Raw genomic sequence first — 26,842 nt, 5'->3', positions numbered from 1 at the left:
CTGGACAACCTTTTCCCTTCATTATATATAAGAAAATTTGCAATGATTGTCTGACTGCGGAGAGATAAAAAACTTTTTCTGTCGAAAAAACTCATTTACATAGAAAAATCTCTCCATGCCGGAGAGATTTTTCTGAAATCATTAAAGCATTTCTTTTACTTTACGAACAACGTTCTCTACAGTAAATCCATACTCTTCCATAATCTTCTCACCAGGAGCAGAAGCACCGAATGTATCGATACCTAACACATCTCCTTCAAGACCTACGTAACGGTGCCATCCGAATGTAGCACCCATTTCGATTGCGAAACGTTTTGTTACTGCTTTTGGTAATACAGATTCTTTGTACTCTGCAGGTTGAGCTTCAAAACGATCCATAGATGGCATGCTGACAACAGCTGCGTCAACGCCGTCCGCTGCTAATGCTTTTTGAGCTTCAACAGCTAGGCTTACTTCAGACCCAGTTGCAAGTAAGATAACATCAGCCGTTTCTTTCTTGCTTGCAGAAACTACATATGCACCTTTTGCTACTTTTTCATACGTATCATCTTTTGCACCTTCTAATGTTGGAAGGTCTTGACGAGTTAATACTAAAGCAGTTGGTTTGTTTGTAGATTCTAAAGCCAGTCTCCAAGCTGCAACAGATTCGTTACCATCAGCTGGACGGATAACAGAAACGTTCGGCATTGCACGAAGCGCTGCTAATTGTTCGACTGGTTCATGTGTTGGACCATCTTCACCAACAGCGATACTGTCATGTGTGAATACATACGTTACTGGCAATTGCATTAATGCTGCAAGGCGAATTGCTGGACGTAAGTAATCAGAGAATACGAAGAACGTACCACCGTAAGTTTTTAAACCGCCATGTAATGCAATACCGTTCATTGCTGCACCCATTGCGAACTCACGTACACCGTACCAAATGTTTTTACCGCTGTAATCGTCTCTTGTAAAGTCTTTTTCGTTATTCATGTATGTTTTGTTAGAACCAGCAAGGTCAGCAGATCCACCGAAGAATGATGGTACAGACTCTGCAATTGCATTAATTACAGCACCAGAAGAATTACGAGTTGCTGCTTTTGATCCTAATTCATAAGTTGGTAAGTTTTGCTCCCAACCTTCTGGAAGTTGACCGTTCATTGCTGCTTGGAATTCGTTTGCTAATTCTGGGTATGCTTGCGCATATTCACCTAGCATAGTGTTCCACTCTGCTTGCGTAGTTTCACCAACATCTTGTACTGTTTTACGGAAGTTGTCGTATACCTCTTCTGCTACGTGGAAGTCTTGTTCAGCAGTCCAAGCATATGCTTCTTTCGTTAATTTTGTTTCTTCTACACCAAGTGGAGAACCATGTGAAGCTGATTTTCCTGATTTGTTTGGAGAACCGAAACCAATTGTCGTTCTTACTTCAATTAGCGTTGGGCGTTTTTCGTCAGCTTTCGCTTCTTCAATTGCTTTCGCGATTGCTTCAATATCATTTCCATCCTCAACACGGATCACTTGCCATCCGTATGCTTTGTAACGATCTTCTACACTTTCAGAGAATGAACGATTTAAATCGCCATCTAATGAAATATCGTTTGAATCATAAAGCACAACAAGACGACCTAATTGTAAATGAGCAGCTAATGAAGATGCTTCAGCAGAAACGCCCTCCATTAAATCTCCATCACCACAAATAGCGTATGTATAATGATCTACTACATTATACGCATCACGGTTATATTTAGCAGCTAAATGTCTTTCAGCCATTGCCATACCTACAGCAGTTGCAATACCTTGTCCAAGTGGACCAGTCGTTGCATCTACACCAGCTGTATGACCGTACTCAGGATGTCCTGGAGTTTTGCTTCCCCATTGACGGAAGTTCTTTAAGTCATCCATTGTTACATCATAACCAGATAGATGAAGTAGGCTGTATAATAACATTGAACCATGACCTGCAGATAATACGAAACGATCACGGTTAAACCACGTTGGGTTATTTGGATTGTGTTTCATAAATTGAGTCCATAATGTATAAGCCATTGGTGCTGCACCCATTGGCATTCCTGGGTGACCAGAGTTTGCTTTTTCAATCGCATCGATGGATAATGTGCGAATCGTGTTGATAGAAAGTTGTTCGATTGAATGTGACATGCTATTCTTCCCTTCGCTTATATTAGTAAACGTTTTATACATTTATATGATAGCTTCCCACGCAAGATTATACAACATGTATCGACAAATATGTTGATATTTTTTTGATTTTTTATAAAAAAATCAATGTTTCCGGGAATGTATGGGCATTCAATATGACATACTTTTTCATTATTTTTATTTTAAAAAGAAAGAGAATTATCTGTATATTTATACAAATTTCTTCTATACTTACGTTTTTAAATACGTTTTTAAAAATATAAAAAGCATCTAACTTCGATGCTTTTCAAATAAGTTAAACAATCCGTTTGCGAATCGAACTTGAAATCAAATCAATTATAATTACCATTAAAATAATACCTAATAAAATAATCCCAACACGAGACCAATTCCGTGAACTCAGCGCAAAAATTAAAGGTGTACCAATCCCTCCTGCTCCGATAACCCCTAAAATCGCAGCGGATCGTACATTAATTTCAAATCTGTATAACGTATACGATAGAAAGTCTGGTAACACTTGTGGTAACACTGCATACCAAAGTATTTGAAAACGGTTTGCTCCTGTTGCTAGTAACGCTTCCGTCGGTCCTTTATCTATGTTTTCAATTCCTTCTGAATATAGTTTTCCTAACATTCCAATAGAATGTAATCCTAAGGCTAATACTCCTGCAAAAGAGCCTGGACCAACAGCTTTTATAAATAAAAGAGCCATAACTAATTCAGGAAACGTACGAACAAAACTAAGTACAAATTTTCCAGATCCTGAAGTTAATTTTCCACTACTCATATTCGTTGCCGCCCAAAAGGCAAACGGAACAGATAAAAATGCAGAAATAAATGTACCTAATATCGCAATTGCCAACGTATCAATTAATCCATGCAATAAATCTTCACCATCTGGCAAAGATACATACGACCAGTCTGGATTCAATACCCCTGTCATAATTGCTTTCGTGATTTCACCTGCTGTGTCCTTTATCCCTTCTAATGGTACTCCTGAAAAGGCCCAAACATAAACAAATGTAATTGCTATAAAAATAACCCAGCGATATACACTCAGTTTCTTCGGTTTTGGCACAATCATCGTCGTTCTATTCATTATAGTTTCTCCCGCAACAATGTACTAATGTAGTCAATTAACAAAACAACAATAAGGGTATAAATAATTATAGAAGCAGTTTGTTGATATTGTAAAAATCCAAGTGTACGATCATAATATAGTCCAATACCACCTGCTCCTACTAAACCTAGGACAGCCGCTGCACGTACATTCACCTCAAATGTATATAGTACATAGGAAACAAAGTGTGCTTTTACTTGTGGAATGACTCCATAAACAATCCATTGCACCTTAGTAGCCCCTACAGCTGTCATCGCTTCTAGTGGGCTAGGGTCAATTGATTCAATTGATTCATACAACAATTTCGCTACAAGTCCAATTGAAAAAAAAGTAAGAGCCAAAATACCTGGAAGTGGCCCAATTCCAAAAATCGCTACGAAAATAGCCGCCAATAATAAATCTGGTATCGTTCGTATAAAATTTAAAATCATTCGAGCTGGACTATATAAAAATGTGTTAGTAAACACATTACTTGCTGCAAACAATGCAAGTGGAATAGCTAAAATCGCTCCTAAGGTCGTCCCAATAATCGCCATACGTATTGTATCTAACATCGCTGTTGTAATAACTTGAAAATAACTCCAATCAGGTGGCACCATTTCTTTCAATAGATCTACCATATTTGGAAAACCGTCTACCAGTTTTGAAAATGATGCATCTACTTGTACACTACTACTCCACAGCATTAAAATAACTAAAATAAACGTTAACATATGTTTCAATTTACTCGGCGGCTTCGGTATTTCATTTGAATATATCGTCATGTCATTCATTTTACTGCCACCTCTAATAATTCGCTTTTCTGAGCAACGTCCCCATAAATTTCAGCAAATTTTTCATCCGTTGCTTCTTCTACTAAACCGTCAAAAACAATTTCACCTGCATGTAATCCGATAATGCGTGTCGCATATTGTCTAGCCAAATCAATAGAATGTAAATTTACAATTGTCGTGATTCCAAAATCTTCATTAATTTTTTTCAAATCATCTAGCACTTGCTTTGTCGTAAGTGGATCTAACGATGCAACAGGCTCATCTGCCAATATGATTTTTGCTTCTTGCGCCAATGCTCTAGCTATCGATACACGTTGCTGTTGTCCTCCTGATAATTCATCAGCACGTGCATATGCTTTTTCTAAAATATTCACTCTTTTTAATGCTTGAAATGCGAGCTCCACATCTTCTTTCGGAAACAAACCTAACGTTGTACGTAGTGTGGAATGATATCCAACACGACCAGCTAATACATTTTTTAATACTGTTGATCGCTTTACAAGGTTAAAACTTTGGAAGATCATACCGATATCCCGGCGCATACGCCTTAATCCTTTTCCTTTCGCAGAAGTAATAGACTCACCTTCAATAATGATTTCTCCTTCGGTAATCTCATGAAGACGATTTACGGATCTGAGAAGTGTAGATTTTCCGGCTCCGGATAATCCGACCATTACAATAAACTCACCTTTTTGAATCTTTAAATTTATATTATTCAATCCCTTTGTGCCATTCGGATACATTTTGGAAACATTTCGAAACTCTATCACACATCTTACCTACTTTCAATGTATTATCAATAACTAAAAAACGGCAAACTAACTGAAATCTCACACCTTCCAGCTAGCCGCCATTTCACTATGTATTATTGCGTCTTCACTGTCTTTCCATATTCACGAACAATATCAAATTTACTATCATCAGATTTAATATATCCTTCATGGGAATATACTTCTTTAATGATTTTACGGCCTTCCTCATTTTTTCCAATTTCAATGAAAGCATCTTGTAATTTCTTACTCCACTCTGCATCTAAATCCGAGCGTACAGAAATTGTATCGTTCGGAATTTTCTCAGTAAATTTCACTATTTTCGTTTGATCAAATATATTCGGATAATCTTTTTTTACAATATTACGAGCATCTTGGAATACAACAGCTGCATCTACATCACCATTTAAAAGTGCAATAAGTGACTGATCATGGCCTTTTAATGTAACAGGTTTCACATCCTTTAGCGGATCAATTCCCTCTTTTAATAGAACAGCTGCAGGCCATACATATCCTGCTGATGATGTTACATCTTGATAACCAATTTTTTTACCTTTTAAATCTTTTACACTATTTATATTAGAGTCTTTTTTAACAACAAACTCAGATTTATAATAGTCTACTAAATCTTTTGTAGGAGCTCCTGTTTCATCCTCTACTCCAAAACGTTGTGCTTGCAAAATTACATTAGCAGCCTTCTTTTCATGTGCTAACACGTACGCTGTTGGCGGTAAAAACCCTACATCTACTTGTTTAGATGCCATCGCTTCTACAATTGTATTGTAGTTAGTTGAAATACTAACTTTTACCGGAATATTTAATTTATCGCTTAATAGCTTTTCCAATGGTTTTGCCTTCGCCTCTAGCGTATCCGCATTTTGAGAAGGAACAAATTGAACATTTAAGGTCTTTGGTACATAACCTTTTTTCGTATCTTCATTTTTACTTGCACTTGATTCTTTCGCTCCGCAGCCACTTAATAATCCCGCCGCTAGTACAACTGTTGTACTCATTGCAAAAACTTTTTTCAACATATTAATGCCTCCATTTTTCTTGTTATGAAATAAGCTTCCGTAAACATGAAGAAATATATCACATATTTTGATGCACAATTTGTTATTTACAGAATCTTTACACATTCTATACATTCACATCAAAATTCACTTCACATATTTGATATGATGAATTGGAAGATAACAATAGAAAAGGTGAGTCATATTGGAACAAAATCAAACTGTAACTTTAAACATCTTATTAACAAGCGATATACATGGCACTGTTTATCCCATTTACTACCAAGATAACTCCCCGGCAGAACTTGGTTTAGCTAAAATTTCTACTCTTATAAAAAAAGAACGTTCCCAAAATACAAACGTTCTTTTAATTGATAATGGTGACTTCATTCAAGGAACACCATTTACTTATCATTATGTTACATACGAAAAAAACAAAAAAAACCCAATGTCCTTATTAGCGAATTACCTACAGTATGATGCTGCAGTTATCGGCAATCATGAATTTAATTACGGGATGGACATATTAAATAATGCTGTGACTACTGCGAACTTCCCGTACCTATCAGCAAACATTTTAGATAAAAACATAAAGAAACCCTATTTCGGAAAACCTTATATAATCAAACAGATTGAATCAAATATAAAAATTGCTATTTTAGGGGTAACAACACATTACATCCCAAATTGGGAACAGGCCCATCATATTAAAGATTTACTATTTGAAGATGCATTAGAGACTACAAAAAAATGGGTTTCTTATATTCACGAACACGAGAAACCAGATTTATTAGTCGTAGCCTATCACGGTGGATTTGAAAGTGATTTACAAACCGGGGAACCGACTGAAGTGTTAACAGGTGAAAACCAAGGATATGCAATGTGCCAGGAAATTGAAGGCATAGATCTTTTACTAACAGGTCATCAACACCGAGACATTTCTCACACAATGGCTAACGGTGTAACAATTTTACAGACCGGATGCAATGGACACTCAGTTGGAAAAGTAAAAGTAACATTCGAAAAAATGAAACATAAATGGGTGAAAAAAGAGAGTTCTTCTGAATTATTATCTGTACAAGGGGTTGCAGCGGACCAAGATGTACTTTCATTGGTAGCCGATTACGAAGAGAAAACACAAAAGTGGCTTGATCAACCTATTGGAATTATTGAGGGGGACATGCAAATTTCAGATGCTATGCAAACTCGTTTGCATGATCATCCTTTTATCGAGTTCATAAATAAAATACAGATGGATATAGCTAATGTATCAATTTCTTGTACAAGTTTGTTCCATAATACATCTCCAGGCTTCCCAGAACATGTAACAATGCGTGACATCGTTTCTAATTATATTTATCCAAACACATTAAAAGTAATTAGAATAACTGGAGCAGATATAAAAGATGCTCTTGAACTCTCTGCTTCTTATTTCACATTAAAAACAGATGGATCCATCATCGTAAGCCCTACCTACATAGAACCAAAGCCACAACATTATAATTATGATATGTGGGAAGGGATTTCATATGTATTAAACATTTCAAAACCAATTGGTGAAAGAGTAGAATCTTTACAGCATAAAAGTGCTCCTCTTAATATGAATGACGAATATGACGTTGTAATGAATAATTATCGTGCAAGTGGCGGGGGAAATTTCTTTATGTTTCAAAACAAACCGATAGTAAAAGATATACCCACTGATATGTCTGAACTTATCGCTAATTATATATTGGAACATAGAACGATAGAAGCAACCGTTAATAACAACTGGAAAGTTATTAAATAAGGATTTTTACAAATAAAAAAGATGGGCTTCGCCCATCTTTTAATTTAATTTTGCATTATCTTGCTTTTTTAAAGCTTTTAATTTCGTCGGTGTAACATCTGTACCTTCTTCGTTAACAACTTTAATACCTTTAAGTTCGTTTAACATATTTTGACGAAATCCTTTTAAATATTGTTCACGTAGCGATTGACGCTCACGTTGCTCTTCTTCAGTTAAACCTTCAGCTTTTGCTTTTTTCGCTAAGAAGTTAATGCGTTCAACGAGTTCGTGATTAATCATCTCGAATCCCCCTTCTAATCAAAACTGATTATTATCATACAATAGTTACTCTTCTTTATCAAGCAATTGCTTCGTATACTCTACATATCTACGATGTACAGTCGCCTTTGAAACATTATGACCAAATCCACGTAGTGTTGCTGCAATTTCTTCAAACGTGAGTTCACTTTTTCGCAAACGTACAATTTCCTCAATTGGCACTTCTTTTTTCTCTCTTCCTACACTTAAATGACGATTTTTTAAATTATTTTCTGGACGATAACCTTTTTCTACTGCACGTTGCATACCTCGTTTAATTTTCAAGTTATGAATCTTCCTTTGATATTCTTCAACAATACCAATAATATCTAATACCATCGAATCAGAATCCGACAATTGTAATTCACCATTATGTGTATGTGTATATACTTTTATGCCTTCTTTATGTAAACAATGCATTAATGCAATCTTCGCATTCCCTCTACCAAGGCGCGTTTCATCTTGTATAAGTAACACATCAATTTGTTCGTCCCGAATTGTATCTAACACCTCTAATATACCGTCACGTTCAATTGTATACCCACTAGCCTGCTCTTCAATCACCTTAGTAACATTCATTTGATAGCGCTCAGCTAAATGCAATAATTCATCTTTTTGACGTAATAATGATGTTTCTTGCGCTTCTTTCGTTGTACTCACACGTGCATAAATAATTGCATTCATTTTGAACCCCTCTTTCTCCCTATCATTTCCCTATAGTGTAACATAAATCTGCCATTTGTTCGAACTTATGTTTGTAGAATGTTTTTTCACATGTTATACTTATTAATAAGAAAAATGAAAGAAAACGAGGTGTTAGAAAACATGGAAAAGTTAACGAAACGCCAGCAAGACATTCTCGACTTTATTAAGCTAAAAGTACAAGAAAAAGGATATCCACCTTCCGTACGTGAAATTGGTCAAGCAGTCGGCCTCGCTTCTAGTTCTACAGTGCACGGACATTTATCACGATTAGAAGAAAAAGGATACATTCGACGCGATCCAACAAAACCACGTGCCATTGAAATTTTAGGCGAAGACCGAATGGATACGGAAACACAATCTGTTATTCAAGTTCCAATTGTCGGAAAAGTTACTGCTGGTTTACCAATTACAGCGGTCGAAAGCGTAGAGGAACATTTCCCACTTCCAGCTAGCATTGTTTCCGGAGCAGACCAAGTGTTCATGTTACGTATTTCTGGAGATAGTATGATTGAAGCTGGTATTTTCGATGGAGATTTAGTTGTTGTTCGCCAACAACAGTCTGCATATAATGGTGAAATTGTAGTCGCTTTAACAGAAGATAACGAAGCAACTGTTAAACGTTTCTATAAAGAAAAAGACCATTTCCGTCTACAACCAGAAAACTCTTCATTAGAACCTATCATTTTAAAACAAGTGTCAGTTATCGGGAAAGTAATTGGCGTATATCGTGATTTACATTAAAAATAACAAAAAGAAGATAATTACCTTATTTATATACGGTAATTATCTTCTTTTTGTATTTTGATAGATTTCCATGCACTCTATTTCTTATTAACGAGTTTCAATCGTGACATCTCCAGCAGCCGTTTTACCGCTAATCTTTTTACTACCATTTCCAATTGTTACGTTATTATTTTCTTCATTAAAAATTGTTACATCTCCGGCAGCACTTTGCCCAGTAATTACCGCATCTTGTGGTTTTTCCGATAAAGTAATATCTATATCTCCCGCAGTTGAACTTGCTTCTAGATTATACTTAGAATCATGATCTTGAATATTTATTTCCCCACTTGTTGTTTTTGCAGTCACTTTCCCTATTACTTTTTTAAAGTTCACCTCACCAGCTTTTGTAGATCCCTCCACATTCTTAGACGTTACTTGTTTCAGCTCTACTTCTCCAGCAAGTGTTCTAACACTTACACTATCACTTTTCACATCACTCATTTCGATTTGTCCAGCAGATGAATTTACTTTTACATCTTGATAAGAGCGTTCGGGCACAAGGAGAGTCAATTTAGACGTTTGGAACCTAAAATCGTAAAAAGAAAAATCAAATGAAGCACCTTTTTCTCTTTCCCCAATAATTTTTAATGTGTCACCATCTTCTGCAATACGAATCACTTGTTTACGTACATCTCCTGATTGCTTTACATAAAAAGAAGAGTCAGGAGATTTTTGGATAACAATATCTCCGGCATCTAACTTAACTTCTATATTTTTTAATGTTTCGTTTTTAATTACATCTTCTTTATCGCCTTTTTCAGCAGTTTGTACTGCTTTTTCATATGTTTGGGAAATTCCTATTACTCCAATAATGATACAAGCGATAGCGATTAAAAATAGTTTTTTCATCATTTACTCTCCTTTTATCATTTTGAAGTTCCATATTACGTATCGTACACACAATCTCTTAAACCACTTTGTACTATAAAAAGCGATAATACATAACAACAAACCTACTCCAACAAACGTTATACTAACGAAAAGATCCAACCATATAAAAGTACCCATAAATACTTTTCCAATAACGAAAAATGGTGTTACTACACTAGCAATACCACCAATCCAAAAAGAAAATATAAAAGCAATAATTGCGACTAACGGGCCTAACACAATAATAAAATTAAACAAACTAAGTCCAATCGCTGCCATAACAGCTCTTGTCACATTTGAAGTCGATGGATTTTTTTTCATTTCATCGAAGCGATACATCGCAAGTAATTCTTTTGCGATTACTTTCGGAGAACCAAGGCCCTGTATTATTTCTGATTCAGTTTTCCCCTCTTCTAGTCCAAACTGAAAGTGCTCTTCATAATCCAATAAAATATCTTGCCTCTCTTCCTCTGGTAACTTTCTAAGATAACTTGATAATTCTTTAAGAAACCCTTCTTTACTCATCCCATTCCACCCCTTCAATAATTTCTTGTACCCCTTTCGCAAAATCACGCCATTCTGTTACTAACAAATGAAATTGCGTCTCCCCTTGTTCTGTTAATTGATAATATTTACGAGGTGGCCCTTCCGTAGATTCCTTTAAATACGTTTGAAAATACCCTTCTTTCGTCAAACGACGTAACAAAGGGTATACTGACCCTTCCGATATTAAAAATTTATTAGAGATTTGCTGAACAAGTTCATAACCGTAACTATCTTTACGTTTTACAAGTGCTAATACACAAAGTTCAAGCACACCTTTTTTAAACTGAACGTTCAAGTGCCATCCTCCTTCCCTATCTCAGTACTGTTCAATACACGGTACCTGATTTATCCATAATATACCACTTAGTATTATTTATTGCAAGGTACTAAGCTATATTTATTCCCTAAATTTAGAAAGCGAACTAACGAATCCCTGAATAAGACTGTGTTATAACTAAGCATCCTTCAAGGTTTCATTTCATTTACATTAAATATTAGACTTCATTCACTCTTTCCTCTTGAAGAATCCACCACAACCTTATTCACTATAGCTAATGAGAAAAAGCCCCAATACTTATCGGTATTAGGGCTTTTTCTCATTATTATATATTAATTGAATTTCTATTTGAGAACCTACATACGCGACAAATAATTTAATATCATATTTTATTTCTCATCCCCGTTTCCCAATATTTTTTGCTTAACATCTGATAAATCCTTTGACAACGAACTAAATGCTTTTGCTTGTTCTTCAATGACCTGTTGATTTTTTTCAATAACTTTTTGATATTGTTCTTCGCGCTGTTCATTCTTTTTTTGCGTAGTAAACAGCATCCACACAAATAAAGCTGCGAATGCTCCTTGTTGAATCATTGAATTGAAGATTTGTTCTTCCATCGTTCTCATCTCCTTTTCAAAAATTAAAAAGAATCACACGAGTGACCCTACTCTAATATCCTTATCTCACATTAAAATGTTCTTCTTTTACCCATGTATTTTGTCCAATATCGATATAACCATCTTTTCTTGCAAAAATCCCATATGGATAAGATCCATCTACATTTCCTTTATAATTTCCATTTGGACCATCATATGTGTTAATACCATAACCTGCTGGATATTTTGAATAAGCATGGAACCACTCTACTTCAAAGTGTTCTTCTTTCGCCCATGCTTCCCAACCTAGGCACAACATATTTTCATTCCCACCATACCAAGCAGCATCTATAATTAAATATGGCATTTTTGTATTAATGACATGACCTGTGAACCAGGCATCTTTTCCAGGGCCACTATATAAATTGATACCCGATCCTTCTGGGTATTTAGACGTTGCGATACCTAGCCCTTTTGGTTGTAGTGGTTTATTAGAAGGATCTGTTGTACCACCACCGTCTCCTTTTCCTAAGTAATCTAATGGATTCACAGCATTACTCTTATTAACGTTCCAAGACCCTTTATGCAATTCAAAATGTAGATGTTGACCAGTAACTTCTCCCGTGCTACCCATAACTCCAATAGTTTGTCCTTGCGTAACATAATCACCTTCTTTCACCGTTCGAGAACCGCTACGCATATGAGCATATACTGTTTCCCATGTACCCCCATCAATAGTGTGCACAATCATAATACATTCACCATAACTAGATGAAACATAAGAACGACTAACTCGTCCGCTAGCCGCTGCATAAATCGGATGATAACCCGATTCAGCCAGATCTATCCCATGATGATCTGGTCTACTCCCCCTAAAACCACTTGTTACTCTCGTTGTATCGGTTGGATAAATAAATTTCGCCATAATAATCTTCCTTCCTATTTATAAGTGATATAAAAAGGCACTTAAAAAAGCACCCTTTCATAACATTTTTTCTTTATATTTAAATTTAATATTTATAATCGCAGAATAAGAAACCCTTTGTTATTACCTTACATTAAAATGTTCTTCTTTTACCCATGTATTTTGTCCAATATCGATATAGCCATCTTTTCTCGCAAAAACGCCATATGGATAAGATCCATCTACATTTCCTTTATAATTTCCATTTGGACCATCATATGTGTTAATACCATAACCTGCTGGATATTTTGAATAAGCATGGAACCACTCTACTTCAAAGTGTTCTTCTTTCGCCCATGCTTCCCAACCTAGGCACAACATATTTTCATTCCCACCATACCAAGCAGCATCTATAATTAAATATGGCATTTTTGTATTAATGACATGACCTGTGAACCAAGCATCTTTTCCAGGGCCACTATATAAATTGATACCCGATCCTTCTGGGTATTTAGACGTTGCGATTCCTAGTCCTTTTGGTTGTAACGGTTTATTGTCACCACCATCAGTTCCTCCGTTAAAATCAACATATTGCTTAACAATTTCAGAGTAGAAGAAATTCCCCCCATTTTTATATCGATAACCACCATTGTAGGCAACAGCGATAGGGTGACTATATTTCACCATAGCACCAGTTGTATTTCCGAGTGATGGAGCAACAACTGTTTTAGAATACAAATCTGCTACCGGTAATGAATGCTGTTTATTGTTAGAAGCTAACCAGCGAAGGTAAGCTCGTCCAAAATTATACGATTGAACAATGGCACTTAAATCTGTAATACCATTTTTCTTTGCATCATCAAAAGCTCCCTTTAAATGCTTTACTCCGTAATAAATTGAATCCTTAGGATTTTTAATTGTATTCATTGGCCAACCTTGTGATTCACTGGACTGCATAATATCGGGGGTTGTTTCAGAGTTCCCTCCACTTTCCACCATAATAATTCCAAGTACGTAAGGAACTAACTCAGGTACTCCTTGTGCGGAACATTCACTTTCTACCATTGATTGCCAACGTAACACTTGTTGTGGCAAATTCTTTGTTTTGACTGAAGCAGCTAATAAATTCATCATTAAACATCTCCTTATTTGCTATTATTTTCGCCTGTAAACCTACTACTTTACTAAATATAACCGGAAGCCAAATGCCCATTTATCTATAAAATCACTTCATGTTACTCACCTTCTTTCACAACAAAAAGAGCAACCATAAAAATAGTTGCCCTTTCGTCGAAATCTTATATTACTACTATAAATCACTTTTTCAATACTTTCTGTACACTGCATGTATCCTACAAAAAGGTAACATTAAAACCCATCTAAAAACTTGACAATCTTTCTTATTTCAGCATGTTTTCGGCGGATATAGCCTGTACTATAATGTAATTCAAACGCTATTTGTTCTAAAGTCATTCCATCAACATATTTCATTTTAAGTATTTGATGATCCAGTCCTGTAAACTTATTAATTAAAAGCTTTAAATCATACTCTTCATTCATCTTATAAGCTAATTCATATTCAATTACTTCAATTCGTCCTTCTACCTTAGCCCCTTCCGATTCAGCGTTTAATCGTACATTTTGCAAATCACCACTAATCCAACGCTTCAATTCGGCTTTTGATTTATCTAAGTTGTATTCTAAATAAGTAATTTCTTCTTCTAACTTCTTATAATCTTTGAGCCATTCGAACACTTACCGATTCACCCACTTCCGTTCTTTTTACAAAGTCTCTTAATACTAATTTAATAGAATGAATATGCTTATTAACTTTTTCAATCTTTATTACTTGTAAATTATCTTTCATTTTATAAACACAACCCTTTCCTAACATTTTTTTACCCTCTATTGATAAGTTCCTTACATCTTTAGAATTCAGATATTGTAATTAATTCCTGAATCCTTTTGAAAAAACTTCTAACAGTTCCCATAGAACTTTAAGAAATAAACTGAAATTACAAATGGTTCATACTTGATCCAAACATTCACTAATATCTTTATAATACTGTTCACTATGCATCGGGAATCTTTAAAGAATATAAATGTATTATTTTTTATTAAGGTAATATATTTCAAAATAACAAAATCATCTAACGTTTTTTCTTATGACTTATATTTATTTAACACTTCTTGTAATCTCTCACGCTCTTCATCAGTAGATTGCACGATTTTTCTTTCCTCTTCTTGATTTGTTGATTCATCATCTTTGTATAACCAATCAGGTACAATCTCTTTTCTATTTGAATACTTCCTACCTATCCCATTATATTTCTTTTTCTTGCTCATTTCGAAACGTCTATCTAGTATGGCCACATCAACTAATGTTTTAACTTCTTGCTCCTTCCAATTCCTCAATATAGCCTTAATGTAGTTCCATCTTGGTGCATTCTCATCAACGGCTTTATTAATTGCATGCTGAATTAATTCATCACTAAACAAATTACAAAAATCCCCCAACTCTGCAATTGCAATTTCACTTAACGGAATGCCCGTCCCCTTAATAAAGTTGCAACTTACTTTAACCTTCTCATTGCTGGATACACAAGAATCTAATTTATCAATATCATCATAATGATTAGTATTTTGTATATTAGTATTTCGTTTATTAGTAGTTATTCTATTAGTATTTAGTAGTGCTTGATTTTCCTCATATGGCTTTACCACATCTTGGTTTTCCACTTGTGGCATGTTCCTTTGTGGCGTTTCGTAAATTTCCGTATCCCACCTTGTAATTTTTTTGGTATTCCCATCACGAACAGGATAACGTTTTACATAACCTAATTCTTTTAATTCCTTAAAACCTGTACGGAGCGAATCTTCTCCATCCTTAGCATGTCGAGCTAATTCGCTAATATGAAAAGTCCAATCGTCTGGTAATGTAAGCGCATAGGCTAAGATTCCTTTCGCTTTCCAAGACAACCTTTCATCTTTTAAACCAGTATTATTTATAACGGAATAATTACTATCTTTTTTCACTCGAATAATTCCCATACTAGCCACCTCATAAATTCTCAAAAACGGTATTCAATGGTATACTTATCTAGAGATATTTTTTCTTATAGAATCCGCTGCAACGGATTCTTTTCTTATACATTCATTCAAAACAATTATGCTATCCGTATCAATTTTCTCCTAAACCTCTCTTATTCCTCAAATTCAACATCCACTTGAATTTCGATATTCATAGGAATTTCTTGTGTTATACGAATCACATTTTGACTCACTCCTTTTTGAATAAGCTTTCTAACCTGCTCTTTTGCATCTTCTTTTGTTTTAAATTCACTGACAGTTGGTAGTCCTGCTAAACTGCTAGTAATGACTAAAATCTTTCTTTGCATGTTCTTTCCTCCTACTGAATTTCTGCCATATTTATTTGTGAGTTTTTAACTGTAATTTCTTCATTTAAAACAGTTGGAATTGAATATTCTTCATTAATAATTTGTATCGCTCTATCCAAATGATAACGTTTAATAGCTTTATAACTATTCACACCAAATTCCCGATGTAACTGACTATAAATATCTCTATATAACTTTCTTCTAAGGCCGATATCCTGATAAGAATTTGAATTTTTACCTCCCAATAACATAACACCTAACCTCTTTACAGCCCTTATTATCTCTTCACACTCAATAGCATAAAGCGGCGTATTTTCTCGCAATTCCTTCACCTCAGACTTAATCTCTTGTATCTCCTGAGTATGCCCTTCTAACGCAGCAAATGTTAACTTTAAAACCCCCATTGGATCCTTTGGCACATTTTGTTGATTTTGTATATACTGCTTCATTCGTTTGAACTCTTTCATAAATTTAATTTTCATTCCAACCGCTTCTCTAGTGGTATATCCCATAACAAGTAACGTGAATGCTTCTTCTGTTAAATCATATTTAGGGATCCACCTGTTCTTTGAATTAACATAAGTGGACTCGTGAAAATTTTCTCCTCCAAACTCTTCATCTACATATACAATTTGTTTTCGAACTTCCTTCAAAACGTCGAAGTGATCTTTTTTGAATATCTTTGCAATTACCAAACTATCCGTTACTACTTTGCCATTAACTTCAAATACTAATGAACTATGTACTGATGAGTCAGTTAATTGCCCCATCCTCATCTCCTCCTCACTACTAATTTTGAACTATCTTTATTGTATTGAGATAATTTCGCACTACGCATAATTCGTTGCTTTCTTTTTACAGATTAACTAATTATCGAAATTTAATATAAATACTATAATATAAACCCTTTTATTAAGTCATTATTCAATAATTCAGTTATCCATTTTAAGCAATTCTCCTCCGATTTCAATTCGCTTCGTTTTCTTCAAATTCAAAAAGATATTCCAAATTATGTTCTGGAAAAAAAGTTTTCTTAATTTCAAAAGCTTCATCATAATAAAAACGAAATTTACCATTTATTTTGTCGCTCACTGTTGCGTGGCGAAGTTTCAGATGCGAAGAAATTTGTGTAATCATAATTCTTTTTCTCGCCATCTCTGCACGCAAATTCGGATACATCAACTCACCACCTATTTTATGTACGATATTGCGTTCATTCCCATTTAAATATAAACTCAATTTCGTATTTAGTCAACAAAAAAAACGTATTTAAATACTCAATTTCGTATACATTTCTATTTACTAACAAATTCAGTTAGGTTATGATATATACAGAAATACGCAATATCGTATACATTTTAATACGAAAGATGGTGAAAGTAATGAAAAAAGCAGAGGTTGTAACACGCTTAATAAAAGAAGCTGGCTATAGCAAAAGAGCCTTCGCCGAAAAAATAGGTCTCCCCCCCACAACACTGCAATCCATGTTATCAAGAGGGATTGGTAAAGCATCTGTTGATAATGTAATAAAAGTTTGTAAGGGATTAGGAATCACTACTGATGATTTAGAAAAACTCGCAACCCAAGAGGACAATACTGTTAAAGAAGAAGTTTCTATTTATGAAACCATCCAAAACGATCAATCAAATATTATTCATATTCCTATCATTGGTTCTGTAGCAGCTGGTACACCTATATTCGCTGAAGAAAATATCGAAGGCTATTTACCAATGCTAAGTACATTTTTAAACAAGCGTAAAAAGTATTTTTACCTTACTGTAAAAGGCACTAGCATGAATCTCGAATTCCCTGATGGTTCTTATGTTTTAGTAGAGGAAACTCCTTATGTTGAAAACGGACAAATTGCTGTTGTAAAAGTCAATGGTTATGATGCTACCGTGAAAAAGATTTCAAAATCTGGAAGCATCATTACTTTAATACCATTGAGTAATGACCCTATCCACGAACCAAAAACTTACGATCTTTCAGCTGAAGATGTAAAAATCATTGGTCGCGTTGTACAGGCAGTAAAGAATTATTAAGTCATAGCACAAGTGATTTAAAAAAAAGATAAGATCAATTCTTTCGAAAAGATTTTCTTAGTAACATGATTCAAAATAACCAAAAACAATCCATTATCTAGTAGTTAACATATCCAATAACTTCACTAAAAAAGCCCTGATACCGTAGTATCAAGGCTTTTTCATTTCACAAATTATATAAAACTTACATTTATCTGATAATATTTTTCTATGATATCACTACTTGTTATTAATTATTGGCTTTTATGTGGCTGCTTTTCATTTTGCAACCATATAAAATTGTAATAATAGGGAATTAAAAAACCCTTGATACGAGTTGTATCAAGGGTTCAAGCCTCTTAGTATAGAGACATATATTGATCGCGTTCCCATTGGTGAACTTGTGTTCTAAAGATATCCCACTCAATCTCTTTCGCTTCGATGAAGTGCTCAAGTAAGTGTTCTCCTAGTGCACCGCATACTACTTCATTAGATTGTAATGTAACTAACGCTTGCGCTAATGTTGCTGGTAAGTCAACGATACCTGCTTCTTCGCGCTCTTCTTTTGTCATTACATAGATGTTACGGTCTACTGCAGCTGGTGGAGTTAATTTGTTTTTAATTCCATCAAGACCTGCAGCTAATAATGTAGCCATTACTAAATATGGGTTTGCAGCTGGGTCAACACTACGTACTTCTACGCGTGTACTAATACCACGAGATGCAGGGATACGTACTAACGGGCTACGGTTTTGTGCAGACCATGCTACGTAACAAGGCGCTTCATATCCAGGTACTAGACGTTTATATGAGTTTACAGTTGGATTTGCTATCGCTGTAAATGCTGGTGCATGTTTTAAAATACCTGCGATGAAGTGACGAGCATCATCACTTAGTTGTAAGTCACCGTTTGCATCAAAGAATACGTTCTCACCATTTTTAAATAATGATAAGTTACAGTGCATACCTGAACCGTTCACACCGTATAGTGGTTTCGGCATAAATGTTGCGTGTAAACCATGTTTACGAGCAATTGTTTTTACAACAAGTTTGAATGTTTGAATGTCATCACATGAGCGAATTGCATTTGCATATTTAAAGTCAATTTCATGCTGCCCTGGAGCAACCTCATGGTGAGATGCTTCAATTTCAAATCCCATTTCTTCAAGTTCAAGAACGATATCACGACGACAGTTTTCCCCTAGATCCATCGGCGCAAGGTCGAAGTATCCACCGTTATCGTTTAATTCTAATGTTGGATTTCCTTTTTCATCAACCTTAAATAGGAAGAATTCTGGCTCTGGTCCAAGATTGAAGTCTGAAAATCCTAAAGCTTCCATTTCTTTTAACACACGTTTTAAGTTGTTACGTGGGTCTCCATCAAATGGAGTGCCATCTGCATTGTAAATATCACAGATTAGTCGAGCTACTTTACCTTTTTCAGCTGTCCAAGGGAAAATTACCCAAGTGTCTAAATCAGGATATAAATACATATCAGATTCTTCAATACGTACGAAACCTTCAATCGAAGATCCATCAAACATCATTTTGTTATCAAGAGCTTTCGTTAATTGTCTCACTGGAATCTCTACGTTTTTAATTACCCCTAAAAGGTCCGTAAATTGTAAACGGATATACTTTACATTCTCTTCTTTCGCCAAACGGAAAATATCTTCTTTTGTGTATCTAGACATTATAAATTCCTCCTTAGTCCCTCTAATCGCCTTCAGAATCAGTTATCTTTAGTGAAAAAATCTTGAAATGTCACCTTGTCGCAATGAAGTTCGATTGAATCTACCTGTATGTTGTAGTTCATCTCGAAGTATTTTGCGAAGCTCAGTTTTTGAAATTTCTTTTGTTTCTTCTTTTACTTTCACTGCTTCTGTTTGATTTTCTTTCATTAGTAACACTTGCTTAATACCAGCCATATTCAAGCCTTGATCTAACAAATCTTTAATCTCTAACAACTTATCTACATCGTTAAATGAAAATAATCTACGATTCCCCTTTGTACGGGTTGGAGAAACAAGATTATGCTCTTCATAGTAGCGAATTTGACGTGCAGACAATTGTGTTAAATCCATAACAATACCAATTGGAAACAGCGGGGCAGAACGTCTATCTTCTTTCATTTTTCAGTTCCTCCTTCGCCTTAACTGCTTCTCATTTTATAACATGTTATGTTTAGTGTCAATAGATGTTAGCTTTTCTTACATGATTTTTTATAAATTTTTTCATTCTTTTTTCTAATCGCATAAATCGTTACTTTTATACGAAAAAAGCTGCCGATATCGACAGCTCCCCTTTAAGAAATTGTTAATAAATTCTTTTCAATCAATTCATCAATCGCAGAACAAATCGCAATTTTAACATGCGAATACGTTAATCCACCTTGCACATATGCAACATACGGTGGTCTAATCGGACCATCAGCAGACAATTCAATACTTGCACCTTGAATAAATGTTCCCGCCGCCATAATTACATCATCTTCATAACCTGGCATATAGTTTGCATACGGAGTAAAATGCGAATTAATTGGAGATGCATATTGAATCGCTTGGCAGAAGGCAATCATACGGTCTTTATCATCAAATTGAACAGATTGAATTAAGTCTGTTCTTGGTGCATTCCACGCTGGTGACGTGTTCATTCCTAACTTTTCTAAAAACGCAGCTGTAAAAATTGCACCTTTCAGCGCTTGTCCTGCAACATGTGGCGCTAAGAAGAACCCTTGATACATTTCTTGCAGACTGTATAAAGACGCTCCAGCTTCCGCACCAATTCCCGGAGATGTTAAACGATATGCACACGCTTCAACATACTGTTCTTTACCGACAATGTAACCACCAGTTTTTACAATTCCCCCGCCTGGGTTTTTAATAAGCGAACCCGCCATTAAATCTGCACCAACATGACACGGCTCTTGCTCTTCAATAAACTCACCATAACAGTTATCTACAAACACAACAACATCAGGTTTAATTTCTTTAACAAACGCGATCATCTCTTTAATTTGAGAAATAGTAAACGATGGACGAGTAGCATAACCTTTCGAACGCTGAATACCGATCATTTTCGTATTACTATGAATCGCTGCTGCAACAGCTTCAAAATCAACAAGCCCACCTTCAGTTAGCGGAACTGCATTGTAACCAATATTATATTCTTTAAATGAACCTACACCTTTCCCACGCACGCCAACGATTTCCTCTAACGTATCATACGGTTTTCCAGTGATGTACAATAACTCATCTCCTGGACGTAAAATACCGAATAACGCTGTAGAAATAGCGTGAGTACCTGAAATAATTTGCGGACGAACAAGTCCAGCTTCCGCTCCAAACACATCAGCATACACTTTTTCTAACGAATCACGGCCAATATCATCATAACCATAACCTGTCGTCGGGATAAAATGCGAGTCACTAATTTTATGTTTACGAAAACTTTCTAATACACGAAACTGATTACTTTCAATTACTTCATCCGCACGTTTATGTACTTCTGTAATCTGACTCTCTACTTCTTTTACGATTGGAGCAATTTTTTCTCCATTTTTCAAACGATCAAACATTTTTATTTTCTCCTTCTTCCACTAAAAATCTCTTTAATTGCACATTAAGCGATGAATGAGTAAAAATATACCCTGCACAATCATATACAAATTTATCTTCCAGAAACTCCATCTTTGCTAATAGCGTTTCCGTCTTTAAAAGCGTTAATAACTTACCTTCACTCGGAGGGATTTCTACTCGATAACGATCCATTTCTTTCTTCATTTTCATTTCTATCGCTTCTTTTATACGCAATAAATCACTTTCTTCAAAAGCACTAGTCATTAAGAAATCACTTTTCGGAAACGGAATAAAGTTTTGATGTAATTCATCTTTTTTATTATATAACGTAATAATAGGAATATGATTAATTTCAAGTTCTGATAATAATCGTTTTACTGTTCTTTCATGCCCTATGTAGTTAGGATCCGCAGAATCAACTACATGTAAAATAACATCTGCTTCCCCCGCTTCTTCCAGTGTTGAACGAAAAGCAGCAATTAATGAAGTGGGTAAATCTTGTATAAAACCAACAGTATCAGTTAGTAATACTGTATAACCAGAAGGTAACGGCATCTTCCTCGTCGTTGGGTCTAGTGTTGCAAACAGAAGGTTTTCTTCAAACGTATTAGCTTCCGTTAATCTATTAAACAGTGTCGATTTCCCTGCATTTGTATAGCCTATTAATGAAACTTGAAATACTTTATTGTCTTTTCTTCTCTCACGATATCTTTTTCGGTGTTCCACAACAACTGCAAGTTGTTTCTTTATTTCATCAATACGCGATCGAATATGACGACGATCCGTCTCAAGTTTCGTCTCACCCGGTCCTCTCGTTCCAATACCACCACCAAGACGTGATAAGGACAACCCTTGACCCATAAGACGTGGCATTGTATATTGCAACTGAGCTAATTCTACTTGAAGCTTACCTTCCCTCGACTTCGCACGTTGCGCAAAAATATCTAGTATTAGTTGCGTTCGATCAATTACTCTCGCATCTAATACTGAGGATAAATTCCGAATTTGACTCGGCGTTAATTCATTATTAAATACAATAACATCCGGCTCTAATTCTTCAGTTAGCATTGTAAGCTCTTCTAATTTCCCTTTACCTATGTAAGTTGCCGGATGAAACTTTGGTCGTTTTTGCGTTGTTGAAACTAACACTTCCGCTCTCGCAGTCTTAGCTAGTGATGCAAGCTCTTTCATGGAATGCATAAATTTTTCATCATCATCTTGCGGCAATTGACAGCCTACTAATATGACTTTTTCTTTTTCTTCCATCAAATATGTTCACTCATCCTTTTCGAAATTTAAACCTTCTAATATAATAGCAGAGGAAGCACATTTCATCTAGTTAGCGGGGGAGAAAATTCATGGCATGGGAGATTTTTAGCATCATAGGCACAATCGCTTTCGCACTAAGCGGAGCCATTGTTGCAATGGAAGAGGATTATGATATTTTCGGGGTGTATATTTTAGGAATGGCAACCGCATTTGGGGGAGGTGCCCTTCGTAATTTATTAATCGGTTATCCGATTGTCGCGTTTTGGCAACAAGACATGTTATTCCAAATCGCACTTTTATCAATGACTATTATTTTTCTTTTTCCAAATAAGTTAATTAGACATTGGAAAAAGTGGGAAAATATCACTGACGCTATCGGCTTATCAGCATTTGCTGTACAAGGAGCATTATATGCTCAAAAATTAAATTTACCAATTAGCGCCACAATCGTGGCAGCTGTTTTAACTGGTATCGGCGGCGGTATCATTCGCGACCTTTTAGCCCGCAGAAAACCTCTCGTTCTTCGAGCTGAAGTATATGCCTTTTGGACAATTTTAGCAGGTTTCTTAATTGGCGCTCAAATTATTGTTAGCGATTGGGCTCTTTACATTTTATTCATTTTAATTGTTTGCTTCCGCATGGTTTCTATTCATTACAAATGGCATTTACCGCACAGACGTATCGAAACGAAAGAACGTTCAATGCATAAATAGCAATCTAACCTCTTTACATATCGTAAAGAGGTTTTTCTTTTCTAACGATTTTTTCTTTATATAATGTTTATACTAATTTTTAAAGTGAGGTGAATACAAATGACAAACCACGTTAATAAAGGAGCTCAAAAAAGTTCAGTAAACCAATTTGGACACGACCCTAATTCAGCACACGAAAAGAGCGCTAAAATGGAACGCTTCCATAAAGCGCACCAAGAAAAAGCAAAAAAAGAGTAAACGAACTTATACACAAAAATAGACGCACAGTTTATGTACTGTGCGTCTCCTCTTCGAGCATCAAATCCATACTCGATATTCCAATTAAATCATTTTTATCATACGTATCTTCTTGCAACAACCGCATCGCCTGTGTACGAATTGATTTTTCAACAATATTCCGTACATACCGCCCATTACTAAACGATGTAATTTGCGACGAATACTTCACCGCATGTAAATGATCCCTAAATTTCCATTCAGCTTCTTTTGATAACTGATATTCACGATTTTCATACATTCTCTTTCCAATTTCCAATAGCTGATTTACCGAGTAATCCGCAAATTCAATAATAAATGGAAAACGAGACTGCAGCCCTGGATTTAATGAAAGAAAGTGATTCATCTCTCTTGAATATCCAGCTAAAATCAATACAAAACCATGTTGTTTATCTTCCATATGTTTTACAAGCGTATCAATTGCTTCTTTTCCAAAGTCCTTCTCTCCTCCTCGAGCTAAAGAATAAGCCTCATCAATAAACAAAATACCTCCCATTGCTTTTTTTATTAAGTCTCTTGTTTTTTGAGCTGTATGGCCGATATACTCTCCTACAAGATCAGCACGTTCAGCTTCAACCAAGTGGCCTTTCGATAGAATATTCATCTCAAACAGCAATTTCCCTATCATTCTAGCAACAGTTGTCTTCCCTGTACCCGGATTCCCTTTAAACAACATATGAAGTACTTGCTTCTCAGACTTCAATCCCTTCTCTTGTCTTTTTTTATTCACATAAATCCAAGCATATATTTCTTTTATTATCTTTTTTATATCATCCATCCCAACAAGCTTCCCCATCTCTTCTTCAATTCTCTGCAGCATTTCATGTTTAATTGTAGTTTCATTTGAAATTACCGTTTTATTTTCTGTGGCTGGCAAAGAAATTTTCTTTCGATGGTTTAACACAATATTAATTTGATTGTTGTTTTTCTTTCGCATCGATTGTTCCATACAATCACCTCATTTTATCCCGCTATTTGCGGGCAGTAAGACTCCCACCTCGACATTCAGCAAACGCTTGGTATTTAAGCGGGAGATAACCGCCCGTAAATGCCCGATTGGTTCAACTAATAATCGCAGAGGATGAACAAAATCCCCACTGATTATAGTTTCACTTTATCCACTCACCAAATATTATTATTCCTGTCCCCCTTGTAAATGCCTATTTTCAGAAAAGTTTGCTATAATATAAGAAATAATTAAGGTGGTGGGACTATGGAGACAACGGAATTCCATGATACAATACAAGCCTTTTCTATTTTTTTATTGAATAAAGGCCGAAAACCCTCAACTATTAAACGTTATGTTTATGACGTTGAAGACTTCGGACATTGGTTAGAAAAAAACAAAAAGCTCCCTTCCAGTAATATATGGGCTACACTTTGTACAAAAGACTACGAAGATTACTTTTCCGATTTAAAAACGAATCGACATTACTCAGAAAAAACGATGCATCGTGTATTTACTGTATTAAATAGAATGCATCACTTTCTAAACATTCCCAATCCATTGAAGAATATGGAAATATCTATTCAACCAGACCGTACACTTCGTAACGAAGATTTCATTTCACCTGATGAAGAAAAAAGATTAAAGTATATAGTCACTTCATTAGAAGGACTTTCAGAAAAACAACTTCCTGTGCGCCCTTTATTAATGGATCGCAATATTGCTATTTTAAATCTATTGATCGACTACGGTTTATCCTTACAGGAACTTACAGCATTAACAATGCATCACGTTCACTTTGAAACTAACACATTGTCAATCCCAGCAACCGCAGGTGTAGAAAGAACAATTACATTAGCAAAAGAAGACAAAAAACAACTATATAATTATTACAAAAGTATCCCAGAACCAGTTCGTCCTAAGTATCATAGTGATGATTCATTGTTTGTCGCATTTGATTTTAACCGCGGAACATACAGGTGGGTATATGAAAATGATGCACCAAAGGCATTAACGGAAATTGCTATACAAAAAATGATTCGCCTCGAAGTGGCTAGAGCCAATTTACGTAAAGGAATTTCAGGACAACATTTTCGTAACACCTATATTTTAAACTTAATAAAAAAAGAAACTCCTGAATCAGAAATTATAAAACTCGCTGGATTCAAATCAAAAATTTCATTAAAGCGATATTATCAATACGCAGAAAATAGAAAAAACGCCTTATTGTAAGGCGTTTTTTCTATTTTTTCTTTAAACAAACGATTTTACTATGACCATTTAACTAATTTCTGCATCTACTATGATGAGTTTCGTTCACATTTTCATGAGAAAGGAGAGATTTAATGTCTCGTTATAACGACAGTCAAAACAAATTCTCCAAACCATGCTTTCCAAGTAGCGCCGGACGAATCCCAAATACTCCATCAATCCCAATTACTAAAGCTCAACTTAGAACATTTCGTGCGATTATTATTGATTTAACAAAAATAATCCCAAAACTTTTCGCAAATCCATCTCCCCAAAACATTGAAGATCTAATCGATACATTGAACCTACTAAGTAAATTTATTTGTTCACTAGACGCTACTTCCTCCCTGAAAGCACAAGGGTTAGCTATTATTAAAAACTTAATAACTATATTAAGAAATCCAACCTTTGTAGCAAGCGCTGTATTTATTGAGCTTCAAAATCTCATTAACTATTTACTATACATTACAAAATTATTCCGAATTGACCCTTGCACACTTCAAGAGCTTCTTAAATTAATAGCAGCATTACAAACTGCTCTAGTTAATTCTGCTTCGTTCATTCAAGGACCTACCGGACCTACTGGGCCTACTGGACCAGCAGGCGCTACTGGTGCCACTGGACCTCGAGGTAACACGGGCGCTACTGGACCTCAGGGACCTCAAGGTAACACAGGCGCTACCGGCAATACAGGCGCTCAAGGACCTGCGGGTGCTACCGGCGCTACTGGACCTCAGGGACCTCAAGGTAACACAGGCGCTACCGGCAATACAGGCGCTCAAGGACCTGCGGGTGCTACCGG

At 35.5% G+C, this 26,842-nt stretch carries 31 protein-coding genes; 7 read left to right on the top strand and 24 right to left on the bottom strand.

Annotation, left to right across the window (positions count from 1 at the left end):
- Positions 1–141: 141 nt before the first annotated feature.
- The 5 genes from tkt to ACLBXA_RS16190 form a co-directional block, all read right to left on the bottom strand.
- A complete protein-coding gene (tkt, locus tag ACLBXA_RS16210; RefSeq protein WP_000019774.1) occupies positions 142–2,142 on the bottom strand; it encodes a transketolase in 2,001 nt (666 codons plus the stop codon).
- A 295-nt stretch (positions 2,143–2,437) separates the two neighbouring features.
- On the bottom strand, positions 2,438–3,241 hold the full coding sequence (gene phnE / locus ACLBXA_RS16205) for a phosphonate ABC transporter, permease protein PhnE (protein WP_001082385.1): 804 nt from the start codon (positions 3,239–3,241) through the stop codon (positions 2,438–2,440).
- The gene (gene phnE, locus ACLBXA_RS16200) at positions 3,241–4,035 is read right to left on the bottom strand and encodes a phosphonate ABC transporter, permease protein PhnE (RefSeq protein WP_000999244.1); all 795 of its coding nucleotides are present in this window, start codon (positions 4,033–4,035) and stop codon (positions 3,241–3,243) included. Before phnE (ACLBXA_RS16200) ends, phnE (ACLBXA_RS16205) begins: the two co-directional genes overlap by 1 nt.
- Positions 4,032–4,805 (bottom strand): phosphonate ABC transporter ATP-binding protein, encoded by a 774-nt coding sequence (phnC, locus tag ACLBXA_RS16195; RefSeq protein WP_000569232.1) that lies wholly within the window; start codon positions 4,803–4,805, stop codon positions 4,032–4,034. Before phnC ends, phnE (ACLBXA_RS16200) begins: the two co-directional genes overlap by 4 nt.
- A gap of 95 nt (positions 4,806–4,900) precedes the next feature.
- The gene (locus ACLBXA_RS16190; RefSeq protein ID WP_000915042.1) at positions 4,901–5,839 is read right to left on the bottom strand and encodes a phosphate/phosphite/phosphonate ABC transporter substrate-binding protein; all 939 of its coding nucleotides are present in this window, start codon (positions 5,837–5,839) and stop codon (positions 4,901–4,903) included.
- Positions 5,840–6,023: 184 nt separating this feature from the next.
- On the opposite strand from ACLBXA_RS16190, the gene ACLBXA_RS16185 reads away from it, so the two are divergent.
- Positions 6,024–7,607 (top strand): bifunctional metallophosphatase/5'-nucleotidase, encoded by a 1,584-nt coding sequence (locus tag ACLBXA_RS16185; RefSeq protein WP_000437463.1) that lies wholly within the window; start codon positions 6,024–6,026, stop codon positions 7,605–7,607.
- Between the two features lie 39 nt (positions 7,608–7,646).
- On the opposite strand, the gene ACLBXA_RS16180 is transcribed toward ACLBXA_RS16185, so the two are convergent.
- Both ACLBXA_RS16180 and ACLBXA_RS16175 read right to left on the bottom strand, forming a co-directional pair.
- On the bottom strand, positions 7,647–7,886 hold the full coding sequence (locus tag ACLBXA_RS16180) for a DUF896 domain-containing protein (RefSeq protein WP_000607015.1): 240 nt from the start codon (positions 7,884–7,886) through the stop codon (positions 7,647–7,649).
- 45 nt (positions 7,887–7,931) lie between these two features.
- Positions 7,932–8,588 (bottom strand): YneB family resolvase-like protein, encoded by a 657-nt coding sequence (locus tag ACLBXA_RS16175; RefSeq protein WP_000991471.1) that lies wholly within the window; start codon positions 8,586–8,588, stop codon positions 7,932–7,934.
- 141 nt (positions 8,589–8,729) lie between these two features.
- Between ACLBXA_RS16175 and lexA the strand changes: the two genes are divergently transcribed.
- Entirely contained in the window at positions 8,730–9,350 is a 621-nt protein-coding gene (gene lexA / locus ACLBXA_RS16170) for a transcriptional repressor LexA (protein WP_000413739.1), read from the top strand.
- A gap of 90 nt (positions 9,351–9,440) precedes the next feature.
- On the opposite strand, the gene ACLBXA_RS16165 is transcribed toward lexA, so the two are convergent.
- From ACLBXA_RS16165 to ACLBXA_RS16110, 12 genes are all read right to left on the bottom strand, one after another.
- Positions 9,441–10,244 (bottom strand): DUF4097 family beta strand repeat-containing protein, encoded by an 804-nt coding sequence (locus ACLBXA_RS16165; RefSeq protein WP_000976234.1) that lies wholly within the window; start codon positions 10,242–10,244, stop codon positions 9,441–9,443.
- Positions 10,245–10,787, bottom strand: a complete 543-nt coding sequence (locus ACLBXA_RS16160; protein ID WP_000031383.1) for a DUF1700 domain-containing protein — start codon at positions 10,785–10,787, stop codon at positions 10,245–10,247.
- The gene (locus ACLBXA_RS16155; RefSeq protein ID WP_001102628.1) at positions 10,780–11,103 is read right to left on the bottom strand and encodes a PadR family transcriptional regulator; all 324 of its coding nucleotides are present in this window, start codon (positions 11,101–11,103) and stop codon (positions 10,780–10,782) included. Before ACLBXA_RS16155 ends, ACLBXA_RS16160 begins: the two co-directional genes overlap by 8 nt.
- Positions 11,104–11,474: 371 nt before the next feature.
- Positions 11,475–11,705 (bottom strand): BhlA/UviB family holin-like peptide, encoded by a 231-nt coding sequence (locus ACLBXA_RS16150; RefSeq protein ID WP_000392443.1) that lies wholly within the window; start codon positions 11,703–11,705, stop codon positions 11,475–11,477.
- A gap of 61 nt (positions 11,706–11,766) precedes the next feature.
- Positions 11,767–12,609: a M23 family metallopeptidase gene (locus tag ACLBXA_RS16145; protein WP_001051370.1), complete on the bottom strand. Its 843-nt coding sequence runs from the start codon at positions 12,607–12,609 to the stop codon at positions 11,767–11,769.
- A gap of 123 nt (positions 12,610–12,732) precedes the next feature.
- Positions 12,733–13,719: a lysozyme family protein gene (locus ACLBXA_RS16140; protein WP_033668930.1), complete on the bottom strand. Its 987-nt coding sequence runs from the start codon at positions 13,717–13,719 to the stop codon at positions 12,733–12,735.
- Positions 13,720–13,956: 237 nt separating this feature from the next.
- Positions 13,957–14,343 carry a hypothetical protein gene (locus tag ACLBXA_RS16135; protein WP_000464432.1) on the bottom strand — a complete coding sequence of 129 codons (387 nt, stop codon included), beginning with the start codon at positions 14,341–14,343 and terminating at the stop codon, positions 13,957–13,959.
- Positions 14,318–14,482 carry a hypothetical protein gene (locus ACLBXA_RS16130; protein ID WP_000900737.1) on the bottom strand — a complete coding sequence of 55 codons (165 nt, stop codon included), beginning with the start codon at positions 14,480–14,482 and terminating at the stop codon, positions 14,318–14,320. The genes ACLBXA_RS16135 and ACLBXA_RS16130 overlap by 26 nt, the downstream gene beginning before the upstream one ends.
- A 269-nt stretch (positions 14,483–14,751) precedes the next feature.
- Complete coding sequence (locus ACLBXA_RS16125) at positions 14,752–15,639, bottom strand: DnaD domain protein (protein WP_000511422.1); 888 nt, start codon at positions 15,637–15,639, stop codon at positions 14,752–14,754.
- A gap of 152 nt (positions 15,640–15,791) precedes the next feature.
- Positions 15,792–15,986, bottom strand: a complete 195-nt coding sequence (locus tag ACLBXA_RS16120; RefSeq protein WP_001189066.1) for a hypothetical protein — start codon at positions 15,984–15,986, stop codon at positions 15,792–15,794.
- Between the two features lie 11 nt (positions 15,987–15,997).
- Entirely contained in the window at positions 15,998–16,756 is a 759-nt protein-coding gene (locus tag ACLBXA_RS16115; RefSeq protein ID WP_000531298.1) for a phage regulatory protein, read from the bottom strand.
- A 196-nt stretch (positions 16,757–16,952) separates the two neighbouring features.
- On the bottom strand, positions 16,953–17,165 hold the full coding sequence (locus ACLBXA_RS16110; RefSeq protein WP_000283430.1) for a hypothetical protein: 213 nt from the start codon (positions 17,163–17,165) through the stop codon (positions 16,953–16,955).
- A 203-nt stretch (positions 17,166–17,368) separates the two neighbouring features.
- On the opposite strand from ACLBXA_RS16110, the gene ACLBXA_RS16105 reads away from it, so the two are divergent.
- Complete coding sequence (locus ACLBXA_RS16105) at positions 17,369–18,028, top strand: LexA family protein (RefSeq protein ID WP_000708856.1); 660 nt, start codon at positions 17,369–17,371, stop codon at positions 18,026–18,028.
- 338 nt (positions 18,029–18,366) lie between these two features.
- Here the strand turns inward: ACLBXA_RS16105 and glnA are convergent, their stop codons facing one another.
- The 4 genes from glnA to hflX all read right to left on the bottom strand — a co-directional run bounded on the left by glnA (position 18,367) and on the right by hflX (position 22,851).
- A complete protein-coding gene (gene glnA, locus ACLBXA_RS16100) occupies positions 18,367–19,701 on the bottom strand; it encodes a type I glutamate--ammonia ligase (protein ID WP_000092763.1) in 1,335 nt (444 codons plus the stop codon).
- A gap of 48 nt (positions 19,702–19,749) precedes the next feature.
- Positions 19,750–20,139 carry a transcriptional repressor GlnR gene (gene glnR, locus ACLBXA_RS16095; RefSeq protein ID WP_000656783.1) on the bottom strand — a complete coding sequence of 130 codons (390 nt, stop codon included), beginning with the start codon at positions 20,137–20,139 and terminating at the stop codon, positions 19,750–19,752.
- 173 nt (positions 20,140–20,312) lie between these two features.
- Positions 20,313–21,584: a methionine gamma-lyase family protein gene (locus ACLBXA_RS16090; RefSeq protein WP_000460287.1), complete on the bottom strand. Its 1,272-nt coding sequence runs from the start codon at positions 21,582–21,584 to the stop codon at positions 20,313–20,315.
- A complete protein-coding gene (hflX, locus tag ACLBXA_RS16085) occupies positions 21,577–22,851 on the bottom strand; it encodes a GTPase HflX (protein ID WP_000391414.1) in 1,275 nt (424 codons plus the stop codon). The genes ACLBXA_RS16090 and hflX overlap by 8 nt, the downstream gene beginning before the upstream one ends.
- 92 nt (positions 22,852–22,943) lie before the next feature.
- Between hflX and ACLBXA_RS16080 the strand changes: the two genes are divergently transcribed.
- The gene (locus ACLBXA_RS16080) at positions 22,944–23,567 is read left to right on the top strand and encodes a trimeric intracellular cation channel family protein (RefSeq protein WP_000312267.1); all 624 of its coding nucleotides are present in this window, start codon (positions 22,944–22,946) and stop codon (positions 23,565–23,567) included.
- Positions 23,568–23,666: 99 nt separating this feature from the next.
- Positions 23,667–23,804: a hypothetical protein gene (locus tag ACLBXA_RS16075; protein WP_000181505.1), complete on the top strand. Its 138-nt coding sequence runs from the start codon at positions 23,667–23,669 to the stop codon at positions 23,802–23,804.
- Between the two features lie 31 nt (positions 23,805–23,835).
- Here ACLBXA_RS16075 and spoVK read toward each other — a convergent pair whose 3' ends face one another.
- Positions 23,836–24,792, bottom strand: a complete 957-nt coding sequence (gene spoVK, locus ACLBXA_RS16070; protein ID WP_447617317.1) for a stage V sporulation protein K — start codon at positions 24,790–24,792, stop codon at positions 23,836–23,838.
- A 264-nt stretch (positions 24,793–25,056) separates the two neighbouring features.
- On the opposite strand from spoVK, the gene ACLBXA_RS16065 reads away from it, so the two are divergent.
- Together ACLBXA_RS16065 and ACLBXA_RS16060 are read left to right on the top strand one after the other, a co-directional pair.
- Complete coding sequence (locus ACLBXA_RS16065) at positions 25,057–26,022, top strand: tyrosine-type recombinase/integrase (protein WP_000450330.1); 966 nt, start codon at positions 25,057–25,059, stop codon at positions 26,020–26,022.
- Between the two features lie 113 nt (positions 26,023–26,135).
- Positions 26,136–26,842: collagen-like protein (locus ACLBXA_RS16060; protein ID WP_000092676.1), on the top strand; the 707-nt coding region annotated here is incomplete at its 3' end.

This window comes from Bacillus sp. D48C, from assembly GCF_053345735.1.
This window is presented reverse-complemented; position numbering and strand designations above follow the sequence as displayed.